This is a genomic window from Janibacter limosus, assembly GCF_004295485.1.
Lineage (GTDB): Bacteria > Actinomycetota > Actinomycetes > Actinomycetales > Dermatophilaceae > Janibacter > Janibacter limosus_A.
Genome location: NZ_CP036164.1, coordinates 3,162,307 through 3,179,363, shown reverse-complemented (window position 1 = coordinate 3,179,363; position 17,057 = coordinate 3,162,307). Strand labels below are relative to the sequence as shown.

At 68.3% G+C, this 17,057-nt stretch carries 15 protein-coding genes, 1 tRNA gene and 2 pseudogenes; 7 read left to right on the top strand and 11 right to left on the bottom strand.

The window, feature by feature from the left end; all coding sequences use genetic code 11:
- Positions 1–10: 10 nt before the first annotated feature.
- On the top strand, positions 11–997 hold the full coding sequence (locus tag EXU32_RS15250) for a YihY/virulence factor BrkB family protein (protein ID WP_130630673.1): 987 nt from the start codon (positions 11–13) through the stop codon (positions 995–997).
- 24 nt (positions 998–1,021) lie between these two features.
- On the opposite strand, the gene pknB is transcribed toward EXU32_RS15250, so the two are convergent.
- From pknB to EXU32_RS15220, 6 genes are read right to left on the bottom strand one after another with little or no spacing between them, the layout of a single operon-like run.
- Complete coding sequence (gene pknB, locus EXU32_RS15245) at positions 1,022–2,902, bottom strand: Stk1 family PASTA domain-containing Ser/Thr kinase (RefSeq protein ID WP_130630672.1); 1,881 nt, start codon at positions 2,900–2,902, stop codon at positions 1,022–1,024.
- Positions 2,903–2,954: 52 nt separating this feature from the next.
- On the bottom strand, positions 2,955–4,409 hold the full coding sequence (locus EXU32_RS15240; RefSeq protein WP_130630671.1) for a peptidoglycan D,D-transpeptidase FtsI family protein: 1,455 nt from the start codon (positions 4,407–4,409) through the stop codon (positions 2,955–2,957).
- Positions 4,406–5,782, bottom strand: a complete 1,377-nt coding sequence (locus tag EXU32_RS15235) for an FtsW/RodA/SpoVE family cell cycle protein (RefSeq protein WP_165399706.1) — start codon at positions 5,780–5,782, stop codon at positions 4,406–4,408. The genes EXU32_RS15240 and EXU32_RS15235 overlap by 4 nt, the downstream gene beginning before the upstream one ends.
- Entirely contained in the window at positions 5,779–7,014 is a 1,236-nt protein-coding gene (locus EXU32_RS15230; protein ID WP_130630669.1) for a Stp1/IreP family PP2C-type Ser/Thr phosphatase, read from the bottom strand. Before EXU32_RS15230 ends, EXU32_RS15235 begins: the two co-directional genes overlap by 4 nt.
- 2 nt (positions 7,015–7,016) lie before the next feature.
- Positions 7,017–7,514: an FHA domain-containing protein FhaB/FipA gene (locus EXU32_RS15225; RefSeq protein ID WP_130630668.1), complete on the bottom strand. Its 498-nt coding sequence runs from the start codon at positions 7,512–7,514 to the stop codon at positions 7,017–7,019.
- A 28-nt stretch (positions 7,515–7,542) separates the two neighbouring features.
- On the bottom strand, positions 7,543–8,472 hold the full coding sequence (locus EXU32_RS15220; protein WP_242612810.1) for an FhaA domain-containing protein: 930 nt from the start codon (positions 8,470–8,472) through the stop codon (positions 7,543–7,545).
- A gap of 316 nt (positions 8,473–8,788) precedes the next feature.
- Here EXU32_RS15220 and EXU32_RS15215 point away from each other — a divergent pair.
- From EXU32_RS15215 to EXU32_RS15200, 4 genes are all read left to right on the top strand, one after another.
- Positions 8,789–8,871, top strand: a tRNA-Leu gene (locus EXU32_RS15215).
- Positions 8,872–8,949: 78 nt separating this feature from the next.
- A complete protein-coding gene (locus EXU32_RS15210; protein ID WP_130630667.1) occupies positions 8,950–9,828 on the top strand; it encodes a crotonase/enoyl-CoA hydratase family protein in 879 nt (292 codons plus the stop codon).
- Positions 9,825–10,097 (top strand): hypothetical protein, encoded by a 273-nt coding sequence (locus tag EXU32_RS15205; protein WP_130630666.1) that lies wholly within the window; start codon positions 9,825–9,827, stop codon positions 10,095–10,097. Before EXU32_RS15210 ends, EXU32_RS15205 begins: the two co-directional genes overlap by 4 nt.
- A 15-nt stretch (positions 10,098–10,112) precedes the next feature.
- Entirely contained in the window at positions 10,113–10,871 is a 759-nt protein-coding gene (locus EXU32_RS15200; protein WP_130630665.1) for a hypothetical protein, read from the top strand.
- 250 nt (positions 10,872–11,121) lie between these two features.
- Here the strand turns inward: EXU32_RS15200 and EXU32_RS15195 are convergent, their stop codons facing one another.
- The 5 genes and pseudogenes from EXU32_RS15195 to EXU32_RS17535 form a co-directional block, all read right to left on the bottom strand.
- Positions 11,122–11,721 (bottom strand): dihydrofolate reductase family protein, encoded by a 600-nt coding sequence (locus tag EXU32_RS15195; RefSeq protein WP_130630664.1) that lies wholly within the window; start codon positions 11,719–11,721, stop codon positions 11,122–11,124.
- A gap of 17 nt (positions 11,722–11,738) precedes the next feature.
- The gene (locus tag EXU32_RS15190; RefSeq protein ID WP_130630663.1) at positions 11,739–12,287 is read right to left on the bottom strand and encodes an NYN domain-containing protein; all 549 of its coding nucleotides are present in this window, start codon (positions 12,285–12,287) and stop codon (positions 11,739–11,741) included.
- A 222-nt stretch (positions 12,288–12,509) separates the two neighbouring features.
- Positions 12,510–12,878 carry a 4'-phosphopantetheinyl transferase family protein gene (locus tag EXU32_RS15180; protein ID WP_242612809.1) on the bottom strand — a complete coding sequence of 123 codons (369 nt, stop codon included), beginning with the start codon at positions 12,876–12,878 and terminating at the stop codon, positions 12,510–12,512.
- 54 nt (positions 12,879–12,932) lie between these two features.
- Positions 12,933–13,061, bottom strand: a pseudogene (locus EXU32_RS17705) (4'-phosphopantetheinyl transferase family protein); the annotation flags it as partial.
- A 342-nt stretch (positions 13,062–13,403) separates the two neighbouring features.
- Positions 13,404–13,534: pseudogene (locus EXU32_RS17535) on the bottom strand (transposase); the annotation flags it as partial.
- Positions 13,535–13,870: 336 nt separating this feature from the next.
- Between EXU32_RS17535 and EXU32_RS15170 the strand changes: the two are divergent.
- Together EXU32_RS15170 and EXU32_RS15165 are read left to right on the top strand one after the other, a co-directional pair.
- Positions 13,871–15,331: a radical SAM protein gene (locus EXU32_RS15170; protein ID WP_130630660.1), complete on the top strand. Its 1,461-nt coding sequence runs from the start codon at positions 13,871–13,873 to the stop codon at positions 15,329–15,331.
- Positions 15,328–16,944, top strand: a complete 1,617-nt coding sequence (locus EXU32_RS15165) for a PLP-dependent transferase (RefSeq protein WP_130630659.1) — start codon at positions 15,328–15,330, stop codon at positions 16,942–16,944. The genes EXU32_RS15170 and EXU32_RS15165 overlap by 4 nt, the downstream gene beginning before the upstream one ends.
- Positions 16,945–17,057 lie beyond the last annotated feature (113 nt).

Here is a 17,057-nt window from a genome sequence, read left to right as displayed (position 1 = left end):
CTGCTCGGTCATGGGGGAGGCGACGATCGGTCCGGCGGACCGCCTCCAGCGGCGGCACCCGGTCCTGGGCTTCCCCATCGCGGTCGTCTACAAGTACTTCGACGACTTCGGCGGCTACCTCTGCGCCCTGCTGACCTACTACGGCTTCCTGTCGCTCTTCCCCTCCCTGCTGCTGCTGTCCACAGCGGTCGGCTTCGTCCTCCAGGGACAACCCGAGTGGCAGGAGCGCATCCTCGACTCGGCCCTGTCGGAATTCCCCATCGTCGGTGACGAGCTGCGGAGCACGGGCACCCTGGGGGGTGGGCCGATCGGACTGCTCATCGGTGGGCTGGCCGCTCTCTACGGCGGCCTCGGCGTCGGTCAGGCCCTCCAGTACGCGAGCAACACCGCCTGGATGATCCCGCGCAACTCCCGGCCCAACCCCTTCGCCAGTCGCGGTCGTGGGCTCCTGCTGCTCGCCGTGGCCGCCGTGACGATCGTCGTCACCACGGGGCTCACGACCTACCTGCAGCAGCTCGTCTCGGGCGGCTACACGGCCTGGGCGATCACCATCGCCTCGATCGCCCTCAACACCGTCGTCATCGGGGTCGTCTTCATCATCTCGACGACGAGGCCGCTCGATCTCCCCGACGTGCTGCCGGGAGCTGCCCTGGCCGCCCTGGCGTGGCAGGGCATGCAGACCGTCGGCGCCTTCTACGTCAGCACGGTCATCGAGCGGGCCAGCAACCTCAACTCGGTCTTCGCCCTCGTCCTCGGGCTGCTCGTCTTCCTCTACACGATGGCGGTCGTCGTCATGCTGTGCGTCGAGGTCAACGTCGTGCGCAAGGAGCACCTGTGGCCGCGGGCGCTGCTCACCCCCTTCACCGACCAGGTGGTCCTCACCGGCGCCGACCAGCGGGCCTACTCACGCCATGCCGAGGCCCAGCGGCTCAAGGGCTTCCAGCGCATCGACGTCTTCTTCGACGATGCCCGGGGGCGTGACGAGGACGACGTCTGACGCCGGCGTCCGAGCGGCCGTGGGTCAGGGACTCGGCGGCGGCTGGGTCGTCATGCTCGACGACTTGGTGCTGCTCGGCTCGGTCGATGACGGGGTCGGGGAGCCCGACGTGCTCGTCGTGCTCGTCGAGCTCGGCTCGGACGTCGACGATGTGTCAGACGGGGTCGTGGTGTCCGACGAGGTGGAGCTGGGACTCGACGTCGTGGTGACCGTCTGGGCTGGCTCCTTGGCCACGACGAAGGTCACCGTGCTGCCCTGCTTGATCGTTCCGGCGCCGGGGCTCTGCTCGAGGATCGTGCCCTCCGCCTCGGCGGACGAGCGGGTGGGCTCCTTGATCTTCAGCTTCAGACCGAAGATGTCGCTGCGCACGTCGTCGATCTGCTGGCCCGTGTAGTCCTTGAGGGCCACCTGACCCGAGGCGATGACCAGGTCCACCTTGCTCCCCTTGGCCACGGACTCGGCCGCGGCGGGGCTCGAGCTGATGACGTGGTTGCCCTGCTGGTCGGGGCTGTCCTCCGTGGTCACCCGGCCGACCGCCAACCCGGCGCCCTCGAGGGCTCGGGTGGCCTCTCCCTTCTCCATGCCGACGATGCTCGGCACGCCCACATCGTCGGGCCCGCCGGACACCTGGATGGCGACGGTGTCGCCCTCGGGGACCTGGGTCCCCTCGCGGGGGTCCTGGGTCAGGACGGTCCCGACGGCGGCGTCATCGGTCACGGTCTCGGTGTCGGGGGTGAGCCCAGCCTGCTTCAGCTTGGCGACCGCGGCGTCCTCGGTGCTCCCGACGACGCGGGGCACGCTCACCTGGACGATGTCCGGGCCCTGGCTGGCGTCATAGGCAAACCAGCCGAGCAGGGCGATGGGGATGAGCAGCAGGGCGGCCATGAGCCACCCCAGGCCGCCGCCGCGCCGCCGCTGCTGGGCGGCCGGCATGGACGCCGTCTCGGGGTCGTCCCGCGGGACGGGCTCGGCCCGGAGCGCGGTGAGCGGCAGCGCGGTCGTGGCGGCGTCCAGCTTGTCGGTGGCGGCGGGACTGATCGGCATCCCGCCGCGGAAGGCGCCGAGGTCCTCGGCCATCGCCCTGGCGTCGGCGTAGCGCTCGTCCCGATCCTTGGTCAGCGAGTGGTGGACGATCGCGTCCAACTCAGGAGGGACGGAGGGGTCGAAGGAGGAGGGAAGGGGGATGTCGGCGTTGACGTGCTGGTAGGTGAGCGAGATGGGCTCGCCCGTGTACGGCGTGCGACCGGTGAGGAGCTCGAAGAGGAGGCACCCGGTGGAGTACACGTCGCTGCGTTTGTCGACCGTCTCGCCACGTGCCTGCTCCGGGGAGATGTACTGCGCGGTCCCGATGACCGCCTGGGTCTGGGTCATCGTCGCCTGGGTGTCGGCGATGGCGCGCGCGATGCCGAAGTCCATGACCTTGACGCTGCCGTCGTCGGCGATCATGACATTGCCGGGCTTGATGTCCCGGTGGACGATGCCCATGTCGTGGCTGTAGTCGAGCGCCTCGAGCACCTGCTGGACGATCCGGGCGGCCTCGTAGGGCTCGAGGGTGCCGGTCTCGGACTCGTTGAGCAGCTCGCGCAGCGTCAGGCCGTCGACGTACTCCATGACGATGTACGGGATGTCGAGCGTGGCTCCGCCGCTCTCGACCCGGCGGTCCTCGCCCGAGTCGTAGACGGCGACGATCGAGCGGTGGTTCAGCCCCGCGACGGACTGGGCCTCACGGCGGAACCGCCCGAGGAAGGCAGCATCGCGCGCGTGGTCGGTGCGCAGGATCTTGATGGCGACGGGGCGTCCCAGCCGGGTGTCATGACCCAGGTGGACCTCGGCCATTCCGCCTCGGCCGATGAGCTCGCCGACCTCGTACCGTCCGCCGAGCAGGCGGGGTGCCGCTGCGCTCATCGTGTCTCCCTGGACTTGCAGGTGGAAGGGGTCTGGGGGCGTGCGCTGCCGGTCACTGGAGGGCCGCCTTCATGACGGCGGCGCTGATGGGCCCGGCGACCGACCCGCCGTAGGCCTCGTTGCCGGCGCGACCGCCGTCCTCGACGACGACGGCGACGGCGACCTGGGGGTTGTCGGCCGGGGCGAAGCCGGTGAACCAGGCATGCGGCGGCATGCCCTCCCCCTGCTCGGCCGTCCCGGTCTTGCCGGCGACGCTGACGCCCGGCACCGCAGCCTGGGTACCGGTCCCGCGCTCCACGACGAGCTTCATCATGTCGGTGAGCTGGTCGGAGGTCTCGGGCTCCATGGCCTTGGACAGCTGCTCCGGCTTGGTCTCGCTGATGGTCGACAGGTCGGACCCGAGCACCGACTGGACGAGGTGCGGCTTCATCACGACCCCGTCGTTGGCCACGGCCGAGCTGACCATGGCGACCTGCAGGGGAGTGACCCGCACGTCGTACTGGCCGATGCCGACCTGGGCCTCCTGCGGAGGGCTCATCTGCGTGGGGAGGGTCGAGGGCGAGACCTTCATCGGGACCTCCAGGTCGTCGCCGAAGCCGAACTTGCCGGCCTGCTGACGCATCGCGTCGCCGCCGAGCTGCATGCCCAGCCAGCCGAAGGCGGTGTTGCACGAGTCCTGCAGGGCGACGGCGAGGGAGACCTTGTCCCCCGGGCCGCAGGCACCGGGGTGCGAGTTGGGCAGCCCGACATCGGTCTGGGGCAGGTCGAGGACCGCAGGGCCGGGGATGGAGGAGTCCTCGCTCCACTGCCCGTCCTCGAGGGCGGCCGCGGCCGTCACGATCTTGAAGACCGAGCCCGGCGGGTAGAGATTGCCGGTGATGCTCCGGTTGACGAGCGGTCGCGTCGGGTCCGCGTTGAGCGACTCCCAGGCCTTCTTCTCGACGGAGGGGTCATGGCTGACGAGCGGCGTCGGGTCGTAGTCGGGGTGGGAGACCATCGCGAGGATGGCGCCCGTGCGGGGGTCGAGCGCCACGACGGCACCGCGCTGGTCACCCAGGGCCTCGTCGGCGGCCTTCTGGACCTTGGGGTTGATCGTCAGCTCGAGGCTGGCACCCTTGGGTTCACGGCCGGCGATGGTGCCGGTGAGCCGGTCGTAGAAGAGCTTGTCGTCGCGGCCCGAGAGCAGACCGTCCTCCGCCTCCTCGATCCCGCCGCCGGGACCGTAGGTGAAGGAGTTCCACCCGGTGATGTGGCTGTAGAGACGCGGGTTGCTGTAGGTGCGCTGCCACTGCAGGTCGTCGTCGGTCGGGGTGGAGCTGGCGATGGGTCGGCCCCCGATGAGGATCTGACCGCGCTCGCGGGCATAGCTCTCGAGCTGGGTGCGCCGGTTGCCGGGCCGGTCGTTGATGTCCTGCGAGCCGAGGACCTGGATCCACGTGCTCGACCCGAGCAGGAGCACGAAGAGCACGGACACGAGCATCGACAGGCGTCGGATCGGTTGGTTCATCGGGTCTTCACCACCTGGGTGGGTGCGTCCATGGAGGCGGGGTCGAACTCCGGCTCCGGGCGGCGTGCGTGGTCACTGATGCGCAGCAGGATCGCGACGAGTGTCCAGTTGGTCAGCAGGGAGGACCCGCCGTAGGCGATGAAGGGCAGGGTCAGTCCGGTCAGCGGGATGACCCGGGTGACACCACCGATGACGACGAAGACCTGGATGGCCAGGACGAAGGTCAACCCGGTGGCCAGCAGCTTGCCGAAGCCGTCGCGCAGGCCGATGGCCGATCGCAGGCCCCGCTCGACGAGCAGGGCGTAGAGCATGATGATCGCGAAGATCCCGATGAGGCCGAGCTCCTCCGCGAGGCTCGTGAAGATGAAGTCGGACTCCGGCAACGGCGTCAGCCACGGTCGGCCACGGCCCAGGCCGGTGCCCGAGATGCCTCCGGCTGCCATGCCCATGATGCCGGTGGCGAGCTGCCCGCACTGCTGCATGCCCTGGTCGGAGAAGGTGTCTGTCCAGCACAGCACGCGCGTCTGCACGTGGGAGGCGAACTGGTAGACGACGAGCGCGCCGCCGGCGGCGAGACCGAGGCCCAGGACGACCCACGAGATCCGCTCGGTCGCGACGTAGAGCATGGCGACGAAGAGTCCGAAGATGAGCAGTGTGGTGCCGAAGTCGTTCTCGAGCACGAGCACGAAGGCCGCAGCCAGCCAGGCGATCACCAGCGGACCCAGGTCGCGGGCACGGGGGAAGGTGATGCCCAGGACCTTGTGCCCGGCCAGGGCGAGCATGTCCCGGGTCTGCACGAGGTACCCGGCGAAGAAGACCGCCAGCAGGATCTTGGCGATCTCGGCCGGCTGGAAGGTGAAGGCGCCGAGCTTGATCCAGATCTTGGCGCCGTAGACCGAGTGCCCGAGGGGTGAGAGCGGCAGCGCGATGAAGACGAGCGCGGCCAGCCCTGCGGTATAGGTGAAGCGGCGCAGCACCCGGTGGTCGCGCAGCGCGATGAGCACGGCCAGGGCGATCGCGACCCCGAGGCCGGTCCAGATCAGCTGCCGCAGGGCCAGGCCGGAGCCGAAGTCACGCCCCGCAGCGAGGTCCAGCCGGTGGATCATCACCAGGCCGATGCCGTTGAGCAGCGTGACGATCGGCAGGATGATCGGGTCCGCGAAGGAGGCCCGCCAGCGCAGCACGAGGTGCACGGTGAGCGCGATGGCCGCGAGGATGCCGGTGTGCCCGAGCAGGTCGGTCGGGACCGTGCCCGACTCCGCGACGGAGACGTTGATGTAGGCGAGGATCACGACGCCGATCGCCAACGCCGTGAGCAGCAGCTCGACATTGCGGCCGCGTGCCGGCGTGATGGTGGTGATCGCCCGCCTCATCGGCCGCAGGGCTCCCCCGTGGCCCGGAGCTGGCCGCACTTCTTCGCGGCGACGCGCAGGCTGTCGACCCGCTGGTCGGCGGCGGTGCGGGAGTCGACCGAGATGGTGGCCTGGACCTCGTCGCGGTAGAAGGAGGGCAGCTCGGACAACGGGATGTCGGTCTGGTCGACCACGGAGTGCAGCGTGATGGGACCCAGGTTCTGGGCGACGCCGCGGTAGATGGTCACCTGGCCGTCCTGCGCACCGACGTAGTACTGCTGCTGTGTCCACGCATAGCCGGCATATGCGGCGGCGCCGACGAGGAGGAGGGCCACGACGAGCGCGCCGACACGGCGCAACCAGCGTCCGCCACGACTGGAGGAGCCCTCTTCGTCCAGCTCCACCCCTTCGTCGTCGTCCTCGGCGGTCAGGGCGGCGGCGCGGCCCGCGGGGGAGTTGTCGACCCTCTTGGCCGGGCGCCGCAGGGCGGCGGATCCGACGACCTGCGGCTGGGTGGAGGGGGTGGTGCTGGCCTCGACGACGTCGGCGACGATGACCGTGACGTTGTCGGGTGCTCCGGCGCGGATGGCCAGGGAGACGAGGGAGTCCGCAGCTCGTCCCGGCGCGCTGTCGCCGGCGAGGATCTCCTCGATCGTGTCGAGGGCGACGAAGCCCGACAGACCGTCGGAGCAGAGCATGTAGCGGTCGCCATCGCGGGCCTCACGGGCGCCCACGTCGGGCTCGTCGTCGGCGGCGCCGGTGAGCACGCGCGTGACGACGGACCGCTGGGGGTGGGTGCTCGCCTCCTCCTCCGTGATCCGTCCCTCGTCGATGAGGGTCTGGACGAAGGAGTGGTCCTTGGTCACCTGGGCCAGACGGCCCTCGCGCAGCAGGTAGGCGCGGGAGTCGCCGATATGGGCCAGGATCAGCTTGTTGCGGGCCCGCATGATCGCCGTGACCGTCGTGCCCATGCCCTCGAGCTCGGGGTTGTCCTCGAAGGTGCGAGCGATCTCCTGGTTGGCGGAGGTGATCGCCCGGCTCAGCTGGGTGGACGCCTCGGACGCGGTGAGGGAGTCGTGGTCGATCTCGACGAGCTCGGTGATGACGGTCGCCGAGGCGATGTCGCCCCCGGCGTGGCCGCCCATGCCGTCGGCCACCACGAGCAGGTGGGGCCCCGCATAACCGGAGTCCTGGTTGTCCTTGCGGACCAGGCCGACGTCGGAGCGCGCGGCGAAGTGGAAGGTCAGCGCCATCGTCAGCTCCTCAGCTCGATGACGGTGCGCCCGATGCGGATCGCCGTCCCGGTCTCGACGGGCACGGGGTCACCGACGCGGTACTGGCCGACGAAGGTGCCGTTGGTGGAGCCGAGGTCCTCGACGTACCAGCCGTCCTGAGCCCGCAGGATGCGCGCGTGACGACCCGAGGCGAACTCGTCGTCGAGGACGAGGGTGCACTCCGGGTTGCGGCCGATGAGCACCCCCGAGTCGCGAAGGGGGAGTGAGGTGCCGGTCAGCGGGCCGGTGGTCAGCACGATCTGGGTGGGGATGCGCGAGCCGCGCTGTGGCCGAGGGGTGCTCGGCTCGGCGACCGGGCGTCGCGGGGAGCGGGCGGGCTTCTTGGCCGGGGCAGGGCGACGGGTGACGACACGGGTGCCGAAGAGGTCCGTGCGCAGCACCGACGCGACCGACATGACGAAGACCCACAGGAGCACGAGCAGGCCAAGGCGCAGCACGGTGACCGTCAGCTCGCTCAACTCGGATCTCCTGTCGTCATGTGACCGGTCAACGCCGGCCGGCGTGGAAGATGGCGTGGGTGCGACCCACGGTGACGCGATCGCCGTCGGCGAGCGGGACCGCGTCGGTGCGCTCACCGTTGACGAAGGTGCCGTTGGTCGAGCGCAGGTCGCGCAGGTGCGACACGAGGCGCGGACCGTCGTGGGTCACCCGCACCTCGCAGTGCCGGCGGGAGATGCCGGGGTCGTCGAGGACGACGTCGGCGCTCTCGTCGCGGCCGAGGACGGTCATCGCGGCGATGAGGGGGTAGCGCTCGCCGTCGACCTCGAGCCACGGACGGTCCTGGACCGACACCGGGCTCGGGGTCGCGCGGGGCGGCTCCGCACGGTGGACCGCGGTGGCCGCATCGGCGTCGGGTGCCGCCGCGGGCGGGCGCGGGGAGGGGGGTCTGGGGACGGTCCGATCGGGCGCGGCGACCGGCTCGGCTACGGGCTCGGCGTCCTCGTCGGCCATCTCCCAGCCACCGGAGTACTCGTCGTAGCCGTCGTCGTAGTCATCGGACTGCTGGGGGGCCGCGGACGGGGCGTCGTCGAGGCGGTCCACCCGCTGGCGGGCGGTCGCCGGGCGCACCCGGAAGACGCCGGTCTCGAGCTCCTCGTCCTCGTGGAAGAGGACCTGGAGCGGACCGCCGGGCTGGTAGCGCTGCGACTCGGCGTGCTCCTGGGCGGCGGCGACCAGCTCGTCCTCGAGCTCCTCGTCGAACTCGGTGAGGCGCTCGTAGTCGTTGGGTGCCAGCTCGACGGTGAAGAGGTTGGGCACGATCGTGCGGCCGCGGCCGAGCATCGTGGCCCGGTCGTCCATGGCCCGGCGCAGCGCGGAGGCGAGCTCGAGCGGCTGGACCTCGGCGCGGAAGGCGCGCGCGAAGACGCCGTTGACGGTGCGCTCGAGCTTGCGCTCCATACGTTCGAAGAGGCTCACGCTTCCTCCCTTCGGGCAGGCGTCGGCACGGACATGGGTCCGGCGATCCTAACCGCGGACTCTGGGCGCTTGCTGTCACCGCGCCGACCTGTACCGAGGGGATCCCAGGGCACGTGCCCGCACACCTGCTCGAGGAGGCGAAGGGGGTCAGTGCACCCTGGGCGTCCGCAGGGTTGCCGCCCGGCCGTCCAGCGCGCGCTCGCCCTCCTCGCCGAGGTCGCCCGGGGGGTCGACTCCCCTCGCTTTGGGGATCGGGCCGGTCATGGGGCACAATGAGACGGCTCGCGCGCCTCACGGCGTGCAGGCACCACTCTCTGCGCGAGTGGCGGAACGGCAGACGCGCTGGCTTCAGGTGCCAGTGTCCGAAAGGGCGTGGGGGTTCAAATCCCCCCTCGCGCACACGTCACGAAGGGCGTCCCACCAGCTGGTGGGACGCCCTTCGTCGTGGTGGCACGGGGCGTGCGGCAGAGTCGGGCCATGACCTACACGACGATCAGCCACGAGATCGAGGACGGGGTCCTCACCGTCACCCTCGACCGACCGGACCAGCTCAACTCCTTCACGCCGCAGATGGCCGACGAGCTCGAGCAGACCTTCCGCGAGGTCAACGACGACGACACCGTGCGGGCGGTCATCGTGACCGGCGCGGGGCGCGCGTTCTGCGCCGGGATGGACCTGACCGCGGACGGCAACGTCTTCGGTCTCGACGAGACGATGAGCCCGTCGCTGGCCGACATGGGCCGGCTCGACGACCCCGCGCTCATCGCGGGGGTGCGCGACACCGGAGGCCGGGTCACCCTCGCGATCCACGACTGCCGCAAGCCCGTCATCGCGGCGATCAACGGCGCTGCGGTCGGCATCGGCGCCACGATGACCCTCGCGATGGATGCCCGGATCGTCTCGAGCAAGGCGCGGATCGGCTTCGTCTTCGGGCGCATCGGGATCGTGCCGGAGGCCGCGTCGTCGTGGTTCCTCCCGCGCATCGTCGGCCTGCCGGCCGCCCTCGACCTCGTGCTCTCGGCCGACATCCTCGACGCGCAGTCCACGGTCGACGTGGGCCTGGCCCAGGGCCCGCACGAGCCCGAGGAGCTCCTCACCGCCGCCCGGGAGCTCGCCGACCGCTGGACGAAGGGGAGGTCTCCCGTCGCCGTGGCCCTCGCCCGTCAGATGCTCCGGCGCAATGCGGCCCAGGACCACCCCGTCGAGGCGCACCGCATCGACTCGCTGGCCATGTGGCACACCAGCCTTGGGGACGGCAAGGAGGGCGTGACCGCCTTCCTGGAGAAGCGGGATCCGGAGTTCACCGGGCGTGCCTCGCAGATGCCTGACTTCTACGACGAGTGGCTGCAGCGTTGAGCCTCCCGCCGGCGCCCGGGCCCGCGTCCCCGCCGAGGCCGCCCGCAAAGGACGACAGCGTCGGGATCGCGGCGGCCGTGGTCATGGCCGCCCTCGGCGTCCTCGCCCTCATGGTCGGGTTGGGCATCCTCCTGTGCGGGGGTCTCGGATGGGTCATGACGGGCGGCCTGGACACCGGTGCCGGCGCCATGATGCTGGCCGGCATCCTCGTGATCGTGGTGGGCGTGGCCATGCTGGCGGTGCCCCTCTTCGTCTGGCGGAACAGATGAGCGCAGGATCGGTGGGTGACCATGGCGGGTGAGGCGCTGAAGGAGGCGCGCGAGGGTGAGTTCGCCAAGGGCGTGGGCTTCGGTTCCTTGGAGGCGACGCTCTTGATGGAGACGCCGTCCCTGCGCGGCGCCCACCGCACCGACCTGTGGTTGCGGATCTTCAAGGCGGTCATGCTCATCGCTCCCTTCGCCGGGCTGGTCGCTCCCCTGGGTAACCCGGGCGTCCCGGGCTCGGGCGGAGGGATGTCGAGCACCATGCAGTCCGATGGTCTGGACGGCGGCCTGCTCTACGGGGCGGTCCACTGGTCCTTCGTCCTCGGGGCGATGGGGCAGGGATGGACGATCCTCGACTGGTGGCGGCTCGGCCGGCACAAGGACGGCCTGTGGACGGCGTGGTCAGCGGTGGCCCTCGTCTCCTCGATCATCGTGCTGGCCTGGTTTCCATCCCTCCTGTCGAGCGAGGAGTACCGGACGGTCGCCCCCTTCGTCGTCGCGACCGCGGTCCTGGCCCTCGTGGCTCTCGTTGCGATGCGGATGTGGTCACGTCCGCCCTCCCGCTACATCGCGGATCGCCTGCGGATGGAGGACTCGGTGCGCGCGGTGCCCGAGGAGGAGCGCCGCGCTCTGCTCGCCGAGCGGAGCCAGGTCGCGGAGGTCCTGCTCGAGCGGGACCTCATCACGCCGGCGGCGGCCGACGTGGCTGCACGTCTCGAGCCGGGCCAGTGGTGGCGCCTCGACGACAACGCTGGCCCGGACCACCGGATCTCGACATGAACGCGCCGGCGGGGCGGAGAAGAGACCGGTGTCAGCCATGACCTGACGATTGGTGCGCTGGGGGCGGGTTCAGCGCCGGGTCAGCTTGGTGGTGAGGCGCCGCCGCAGGTGGGACCTGTTGTTACGTGCGGGTACGACGTGCACTTGACCGTTGGGCCGGATCAAGAACCCCGGAAAATCAGGGTTTCGCTTCCGGGTCGCGGGACAAGTGGGTGTCGTACCCGCAAGTAATACCGCGGAGGCGCGCGCGTCAGTCGCGCACCGGGCGATATGTGACGTGGGTGACGAGCGAGGCGGCCCTGACCGAGACCCGCTCGAGCGACTGCGGCGGGACGCCCTCGAAGAGCCGCTCGCCAGAGCCCAGGATGCTCGCCGTCACGTGCAGGCGCAGCTCGTCGAGAAGCCCCGCGGCGAGGAACTGGTTGACCGTGCTCGCTCCACCCGCCACGGAGACATTGTGCTCGCCTGCCGCAGCCCGCGCCCGCTCGAGCGCGACCTCGATGCCCTCGGTGACGAAGTGGAAGGTCGTGCCACCCGCCATCTCGATCGGCTCGTGCGCGAAGTGCGTGAGGACGAAGACGGGCCCGTGGTACGGCGGCTCGTCGCCCCACCAGCCGCGCCAGTCGCGGTCCCACTCACCGCGGACGGGACCAAACATGTTGCGCCCCATGACGGTCGCGCCCGAGTCGAGGATCCCGTCGACCTCGGCCTTGTTGTCCTCGTAGGCCTCGAACATCCACGCATGCAGCGCGCCCTCGGCGATCTCGCCCATCGGGGTCTGCTCGCTCTGGCGCGGTCCGGCGGCGAACCCGTCGGCGGACACGGCGATGTCGCTGTAGACGACGCCCACGGCGGGGCTCCCTTCGGTCAGATGAACTCGAGCGGGTCGAACTCGTCGATCTCGATCACGCGGACGCGCGGCAGGCGGCTCTTGAAGGCCGAGACGTCGTACTCGAGGTCGAAGAACTCCACGCCCGGGACGTGCTTGAGCCCGGTGGCCATGAACTCGCTGAAGCCGACGATCCCGACGCGACGGTCGTCGTCCTTGGCCAACGCCTCCATCTGGGGCGTGAAGTCGTTGTCGTGGCTGACGAGCATGACGTCGGCGTCCCGCTCGATGAGCGCCTCGGCCGTGCGCTGGATCGCGATGTCGACGACCTTGCCCTCGCCGCGCAGTGGCACGGGGCGGTAGCCCATCGCGAGCAGCGCCTGGACGAAGGACGCGGGCAGCTCACCGGCGACGGCGAGGAAGAACAGGCCCTTGACCGGCTGGCCCCACGCTGCCTCGGTGTAGTCGAGCAGCGTGTTCCACCGCGGCCGCTCCTGCGGCTCGGGGCGACGTCCGAGGACCGAGACCCCCAGGGTGGCGTCGATGTTTTCCCCGTCGACGAGGAGGTAGGTGCTGCGCTCAGCCATGCTCGGACCTTACTGTGAGTGGTGCCGGTACGTCCGCCGGCACGACGACGAAGGGGAGTGTCCGCTCGTGTGCAGGCCGGTGAGGTGCCAGCAGTGTGGCAAGACGACGTGGAGCGGCTGTGGTGAGCACGTGGCCGACGTGCGGGCCCAAATTCCCGCCGCCAACTGGTGCCAGTGCCCGGAAAACGCTGATCCGAGGGCTTGATCAGCGCAGAGGGGCGGTCAGGGTGCGGGCAGGGCGAGCCCGGTGACGATGAGACCCCTGTCGATCCTCCATCGACCGAACACCGTCCGAGGGTGGGGACCGGTGTCAAGGACGAGGATCTCAGCTTGGAAGGTGCCATCCGGCTGAAGGGCAACCTCGGCCTCATCAAAGCCAAGCCAGGTGCGGCGCAGCGGAAACCATGTCTTGAAAAGCGACTCCTTGGCGCTGAAAATGATGCGCTCCCAAGGGCGCTCTTCAGATTCTCTGAGTTGTGCCACGGTGAACCTCTCGCGTGCCGTCAGGATGGCGCCGATGAGTTCAGTAGGTAGCGGTCGGGCGGGTTCGCAGTCGATGCCCAGGCCGCGCCAGTGTGTCGCGGGCGCCACGGCCGCTCCAGCGAAGCCGGCGCAATGGGTGATGCTACCGACGAGGTCGGACGGCCAGAGAGGTTCGCGGGTCGGGCCAGACAGGAGTGGACCAAGGTCATGACCCGTCTCGAGAGCTGCTTCTCTCGCGCAGGAACGTCCAGCAGCAAATTCTCTGCGACGAGATTCGATCGCGCGAGCCACGACCTGGACCTCAGGACCCACAAGGTTCGACGGGTTGCCCTGGCCACGCAGTTCACGAACTGCTGGCCCGGGGCCGAGAACAGCACGCAGGAGTGCGGACGCGCCGACGGGGCTCAGCAGTGGCTCCTTCTCGTTCGCGGTCTACTCAGGGAAGACCGGTCGAACGACCGGTCGTCCTCAGCGTAGTGCGCGTCGAATGAGGTGGCCATCAGTCTCGGAACGCAGTCCAACCAGCTGAGGCGTTGAAGCCCAGGGCGCTGCGTCGATCTCGGTAAAGCACGTCGTCTTTGCGGCCGTGGTGCCGGTGCGGTTCCTTAAAGGGATCCGTGAACGCGGGGGCCTCGGAAGATCCTCGGTCGTGGCGCTCTTGAACTGGTGAATCCATCCATCGCAACGACCCCAACGCTCTGACGCCATGCCTCGGGGCGAGCGGCGAGCCACTCCTTGAAGACCTGTTTGGAGCGGCCCTCGACATGGTGTCGCGCGGTTCCTTCACAGCCACAGCCTCGGCAGCAGCGGTCGGCGTTCGATCTCGTGGCGACACCTACCCGGGCAGCGCCCCGCTGATCGATCCTTGACCACGCGCTACACCCTCATCTGTGAAGAGCCGTCTTAAGAATCGTCGGGAAATGGTAAATGTTTCTCGGTGGACCGAGGAAGCGAAAGGAGCAATGGGGACCGTGAGGAAGTTGACGGATCAACCAGATGCAGATCGCCGATTGCTGTGTCAGGCTGCATTCGGCTAGAGGTTCCGACCTCGCGGCCAGCTGCGCGATACCGCGTCACTATCGTCGACACTTGGGGGACTCATGATTGCATCGGACATTTCAGAACCAGACGTTGAGCTGAACCTTGGCGCCTTGCTGGAGGCCAATAAGCACCTTCAGGTCGACCGAGACGAATACAACATCAATGTCACATCAAACAGTGGCGAGGGAGTGAGTGTCGAAGAGTGCAAGCGGGCCATCGCGAACTTCGATGGGGCAGGCAAGCGCGCTCATCTGTACTTTCATCTGCCCCTGTGCAATTACATCTGCCACTTCTGCAACTACGTCAAGCGCCTGATCCCTCGAGGTAAGGAAGACGCTTCCCTCCTGTTGTGGCAGGACCTCCTCATCGAAGAGTCGCGCCGGCAGCTCAAAAATGCCCCGTGGATGGCTGATGCCAAAATCGGCTCGTTCTACATCGGTGGCGGAACTGCTGCTCTGATGCTGAACAGCACTCAAACCATCGCGCCCTTGGTCGACTGGGTCCGCAGCGAGTACTCCATCCAGCCAGATGTCGAGTTCAACATCGAGGGAAATCCAGAAAACTTCACGAAGGAAAATCTGGAACGTGCGCTGGACCTTGGATTTAATCGGTTCAGCCTAGGCGTTCAGAGCCTCCAGGACGAGGTCAACGACTTCACGAAGCGCCGCCACACGGCCGCGCAATCTTTGGAAGCCATCGAGAATCTCAAGGCAACTGGGATGCCGTTCAACGTTGACATGATGTTTGGCCTGCCCTATCAAACCCCTGAGAGCGTGAGGCGTGACTTCGAGATCCTCACGGATCTCGACATTCCGACCATCACGATTTACCGTCTTCGCAATGCCGACCGACAAGACATGGGTATTGGTAATCGCGCGGTCTGGAACAATCCCAGCGTTCGAGAGCGACTCATTCAAGAGGGCCGTTTCCCATCGTTGAATCAAACCTACGACATGCGCGAAGTGGCGGTGGGTGAACTTCTCGGCGACGGGTACTCTCCGAGCCCGTGCGGATGGTGGTCCCGACCCGAAACCTACGAAGGCGGAAATATCCCACGCACCTCCAAGGACAAATGGGAGCACTATGACACGATGCTTGCCGTTGGTCCGGGCGCTTACGGGTGGCTCACCGGCGGCGGAGAAGAGTTCCTCCAGACCCACAACATGATTGATATCGGGAAGTACGCCAACTTCATGCAGAAGGAGGAAGGTCTCCCTCTGGCCCCTGGCCGGCGCTTGGAGGGACATCAGGCGATTGGCACGGCACTGGGATTCAACTTCAAGGCCAACCAGCCGATCCGTCTGGCACGCTACAAGGAGCAGTTTGGCGCGGACCTCGTCTCGATGGAGCCCTTCGCGTCCTCCTTCGCGGACCTTCTCGAGCGTGGCCTGGTGACTCAGACGGACAACGGTGACGCCTTCATCCCGACGCTCAATGGGGAGGCGCTGCACGAGGAGATCATCGAGCACTATTTCCACCAGCGCATCGGCCTGTCCGATGCCCCGGTGTGCCGTCGGTGAGCGCGCCGGCCACGACCGCCCAGGCGACGTCGCCCGGTGACGGTGGCGACGGGACCCTGATGGTGGGAGTGACCGTCACCGAAGCGTTGGCATTGTCGGCTCTTGCGATGTCGAATCGAGGGGGCCGGGTGGTGGTGTCCGCCTCCATCGCGGGTGCGAGCGACCTCGCCGACTACTTGCTTCGGCACGATCGCCCGACGTCGATGGTGGACGCGACGAACTTGGAAGATGTCGGTGGCCAGGTCGATGAGTTGACGCAGGTCGTCGTGCTCGACTCGATCACCGATCAGGGCGCGCTCGTGGACATCGCGGCCTTCGCTGAACTGTGCCACTCTCACGACCTGGTCCTGGTCATCGACAACAGCCGACTGTCCTCTCGGGTCCTTGAGGCAACCGACCTGGGCGCCACCTTGAGCGTCTCTGCACGAGGCGATGGCACCCAACCCTTGACAGAGATCGAGGGCACCACGTTCGCGACCTCGCTGTTGCTCCGGCTGGCACATCAAGCCCAGCTGGATGTAGCCATCAATGCGGCCCGCGCCGACTGGTCACAGGGCACCCCAGTGGACCTTGACGCGATCGCCTCCCTGCCCGACGTGGCAAAGGTCAGCCCACTGGACTGGTCTGAGTCCTACTGGGCGAGTGAAATCCACTCGAACCTCGACGACCTGGCCGTGGTCACCCTTCGCTCAGAGCGCGTCCTGCCAGCGGCCACGAGTGACGTGCGGGGACTGACGCAACTGACGCCAACGACGGTGCTGCTCCATCGCTCGTGGATTGGTGCTGAGTGGCCCGCAGCCGCGATCGCGACCCTGGCCTCAACCGAGCGAACGCCCGGGCAGCAGCGGATCAGCGCCCGCATTCAGGACTTCGATACCGACCGTGATCTCCCCGTCGAGAACTCTCGCCGCCATGCCCGTGAGTTGGTCGACGCCCAGCCATGGGCCTGCATGTGGACCTCCCGGCTCGAGGTCACGGGGCAGGGCGACGAGGTCACCGCCAGGACCCTGCCCTCGATCTGGGCGTCGACCCGGATTGTGCGGCCCTTCGCGATCCCCGCATCGAGCCGTGATGCTGTCACAGGCCACACGGACCTGGTGACGCGTGCCCTGCAGGCCGAAGTCATCCTCTCGGACCGTGACAGGCCCGGCGTTGTCTCCGCAACGGTGACCGCGGGGCTGCCACTGCGGGTCAGCATGGTCGGGGCGACTGGAGCCACAGAGTTGCAACTGCCGATCCTGCCCGCGCAGGACCGCGCCGCACTGGTCGCGGCCCAGCTGAGCGCAACGGTCTTGTCGCATCAGCCTCTCGACGGTGGACTGGTGATTGATCAGCCATGGCAAGAAGGCGGACTGGACCGGGGGCCCGACCCCGGAGAATTGCTCCTGCTCTCCCTCGGATTGGATCTCGGCCGAGCGCTTGCCTCCGTAACCGACGATCCGTGGAGCATTCTGATCGAGGCTCGGCGCGACCTGCGCACGGACGCCCAGTCGTGCGCATTGAGCAATGCGGTGGCCTACCTCAGTCTTGACGACCACGACGTGGTCGATCCCGACAGGGTGGCTCGCGCATGCTTCACTGCCCCCACTTATCAGCTACTCGCCACGTCTTGATCCCCAGCTCGTCATCACATATCGGAGCCTTGTATGCCACGTGAATGGAATGCCCGAAGCTACGACTCCCTTCCTCTGCCTCACCAGCACTGGGGGACTAGAGTCCTCGAGCA

What these genes read in the sequence shown, in the direction of transcription:
- EXU32_RS15250 (WP_130630673.1), top strand. Translation starts at nt 11, where the DNA reads ATGGGGGAGGCGACGATCGGTCCGGCGGACCGCCTCCAGCGGCGGCAC.
- pknB (WP_130630672.1), bottom strand. Translation starts at nt 2,902, where the DNA reads ATGAGCGCAGCGGCACCCCGCCTGCTCGGCGGACGGTACGAGGTCGGC.
- EXU32_RS15240 (WP_130630671.1), bottom strand. Translation starts at nt 4,409, where the DNA reads ATGAACCAACCGATCCGACGCCTGTCGATGCTCGTGTCCGTGCTCTTC.
- EXU32_RS15235 (WP_165399706.1), bottom strand. Translation starts at nt 5,782, where the DNA reads ATGAGGCGGGCGATCACCACCATCACGCCGGCACGCGGCCGCAATGTC.
- EXU32_RS15230 (WP_130630669.1), bottom strand. Translation starts at nt 7,014, where the DNA reads ATGGCGCTGACCTTCCACTTCGCCGCGCGCTCCGACGTCGGCCTGGTC.
- EXU32_RS15210 (WP_130630667.1), top strand. Translation starts at nt 8,950, where the DNA reads ATGACCTACACGACGATCAGCCACGAGATCGAGGACGGGGTCCTCACC.
- EXU32_RS15190 (WP_130630663.1), bottom strand. Translation starts at nt 12,287, where the DNA reads ATGGCTGAGCGCAGCACCTACCTCCTCGTCGACGGGGAAAACATCGAC.
- EXU32_RS15170 (WP_130630660.1), top strand. Translation starts at nt 13,871, where the DNA reads ATGATTGCATCGGACATTTCAGAACCAGACGTTGAGCTGAACCTTGGC.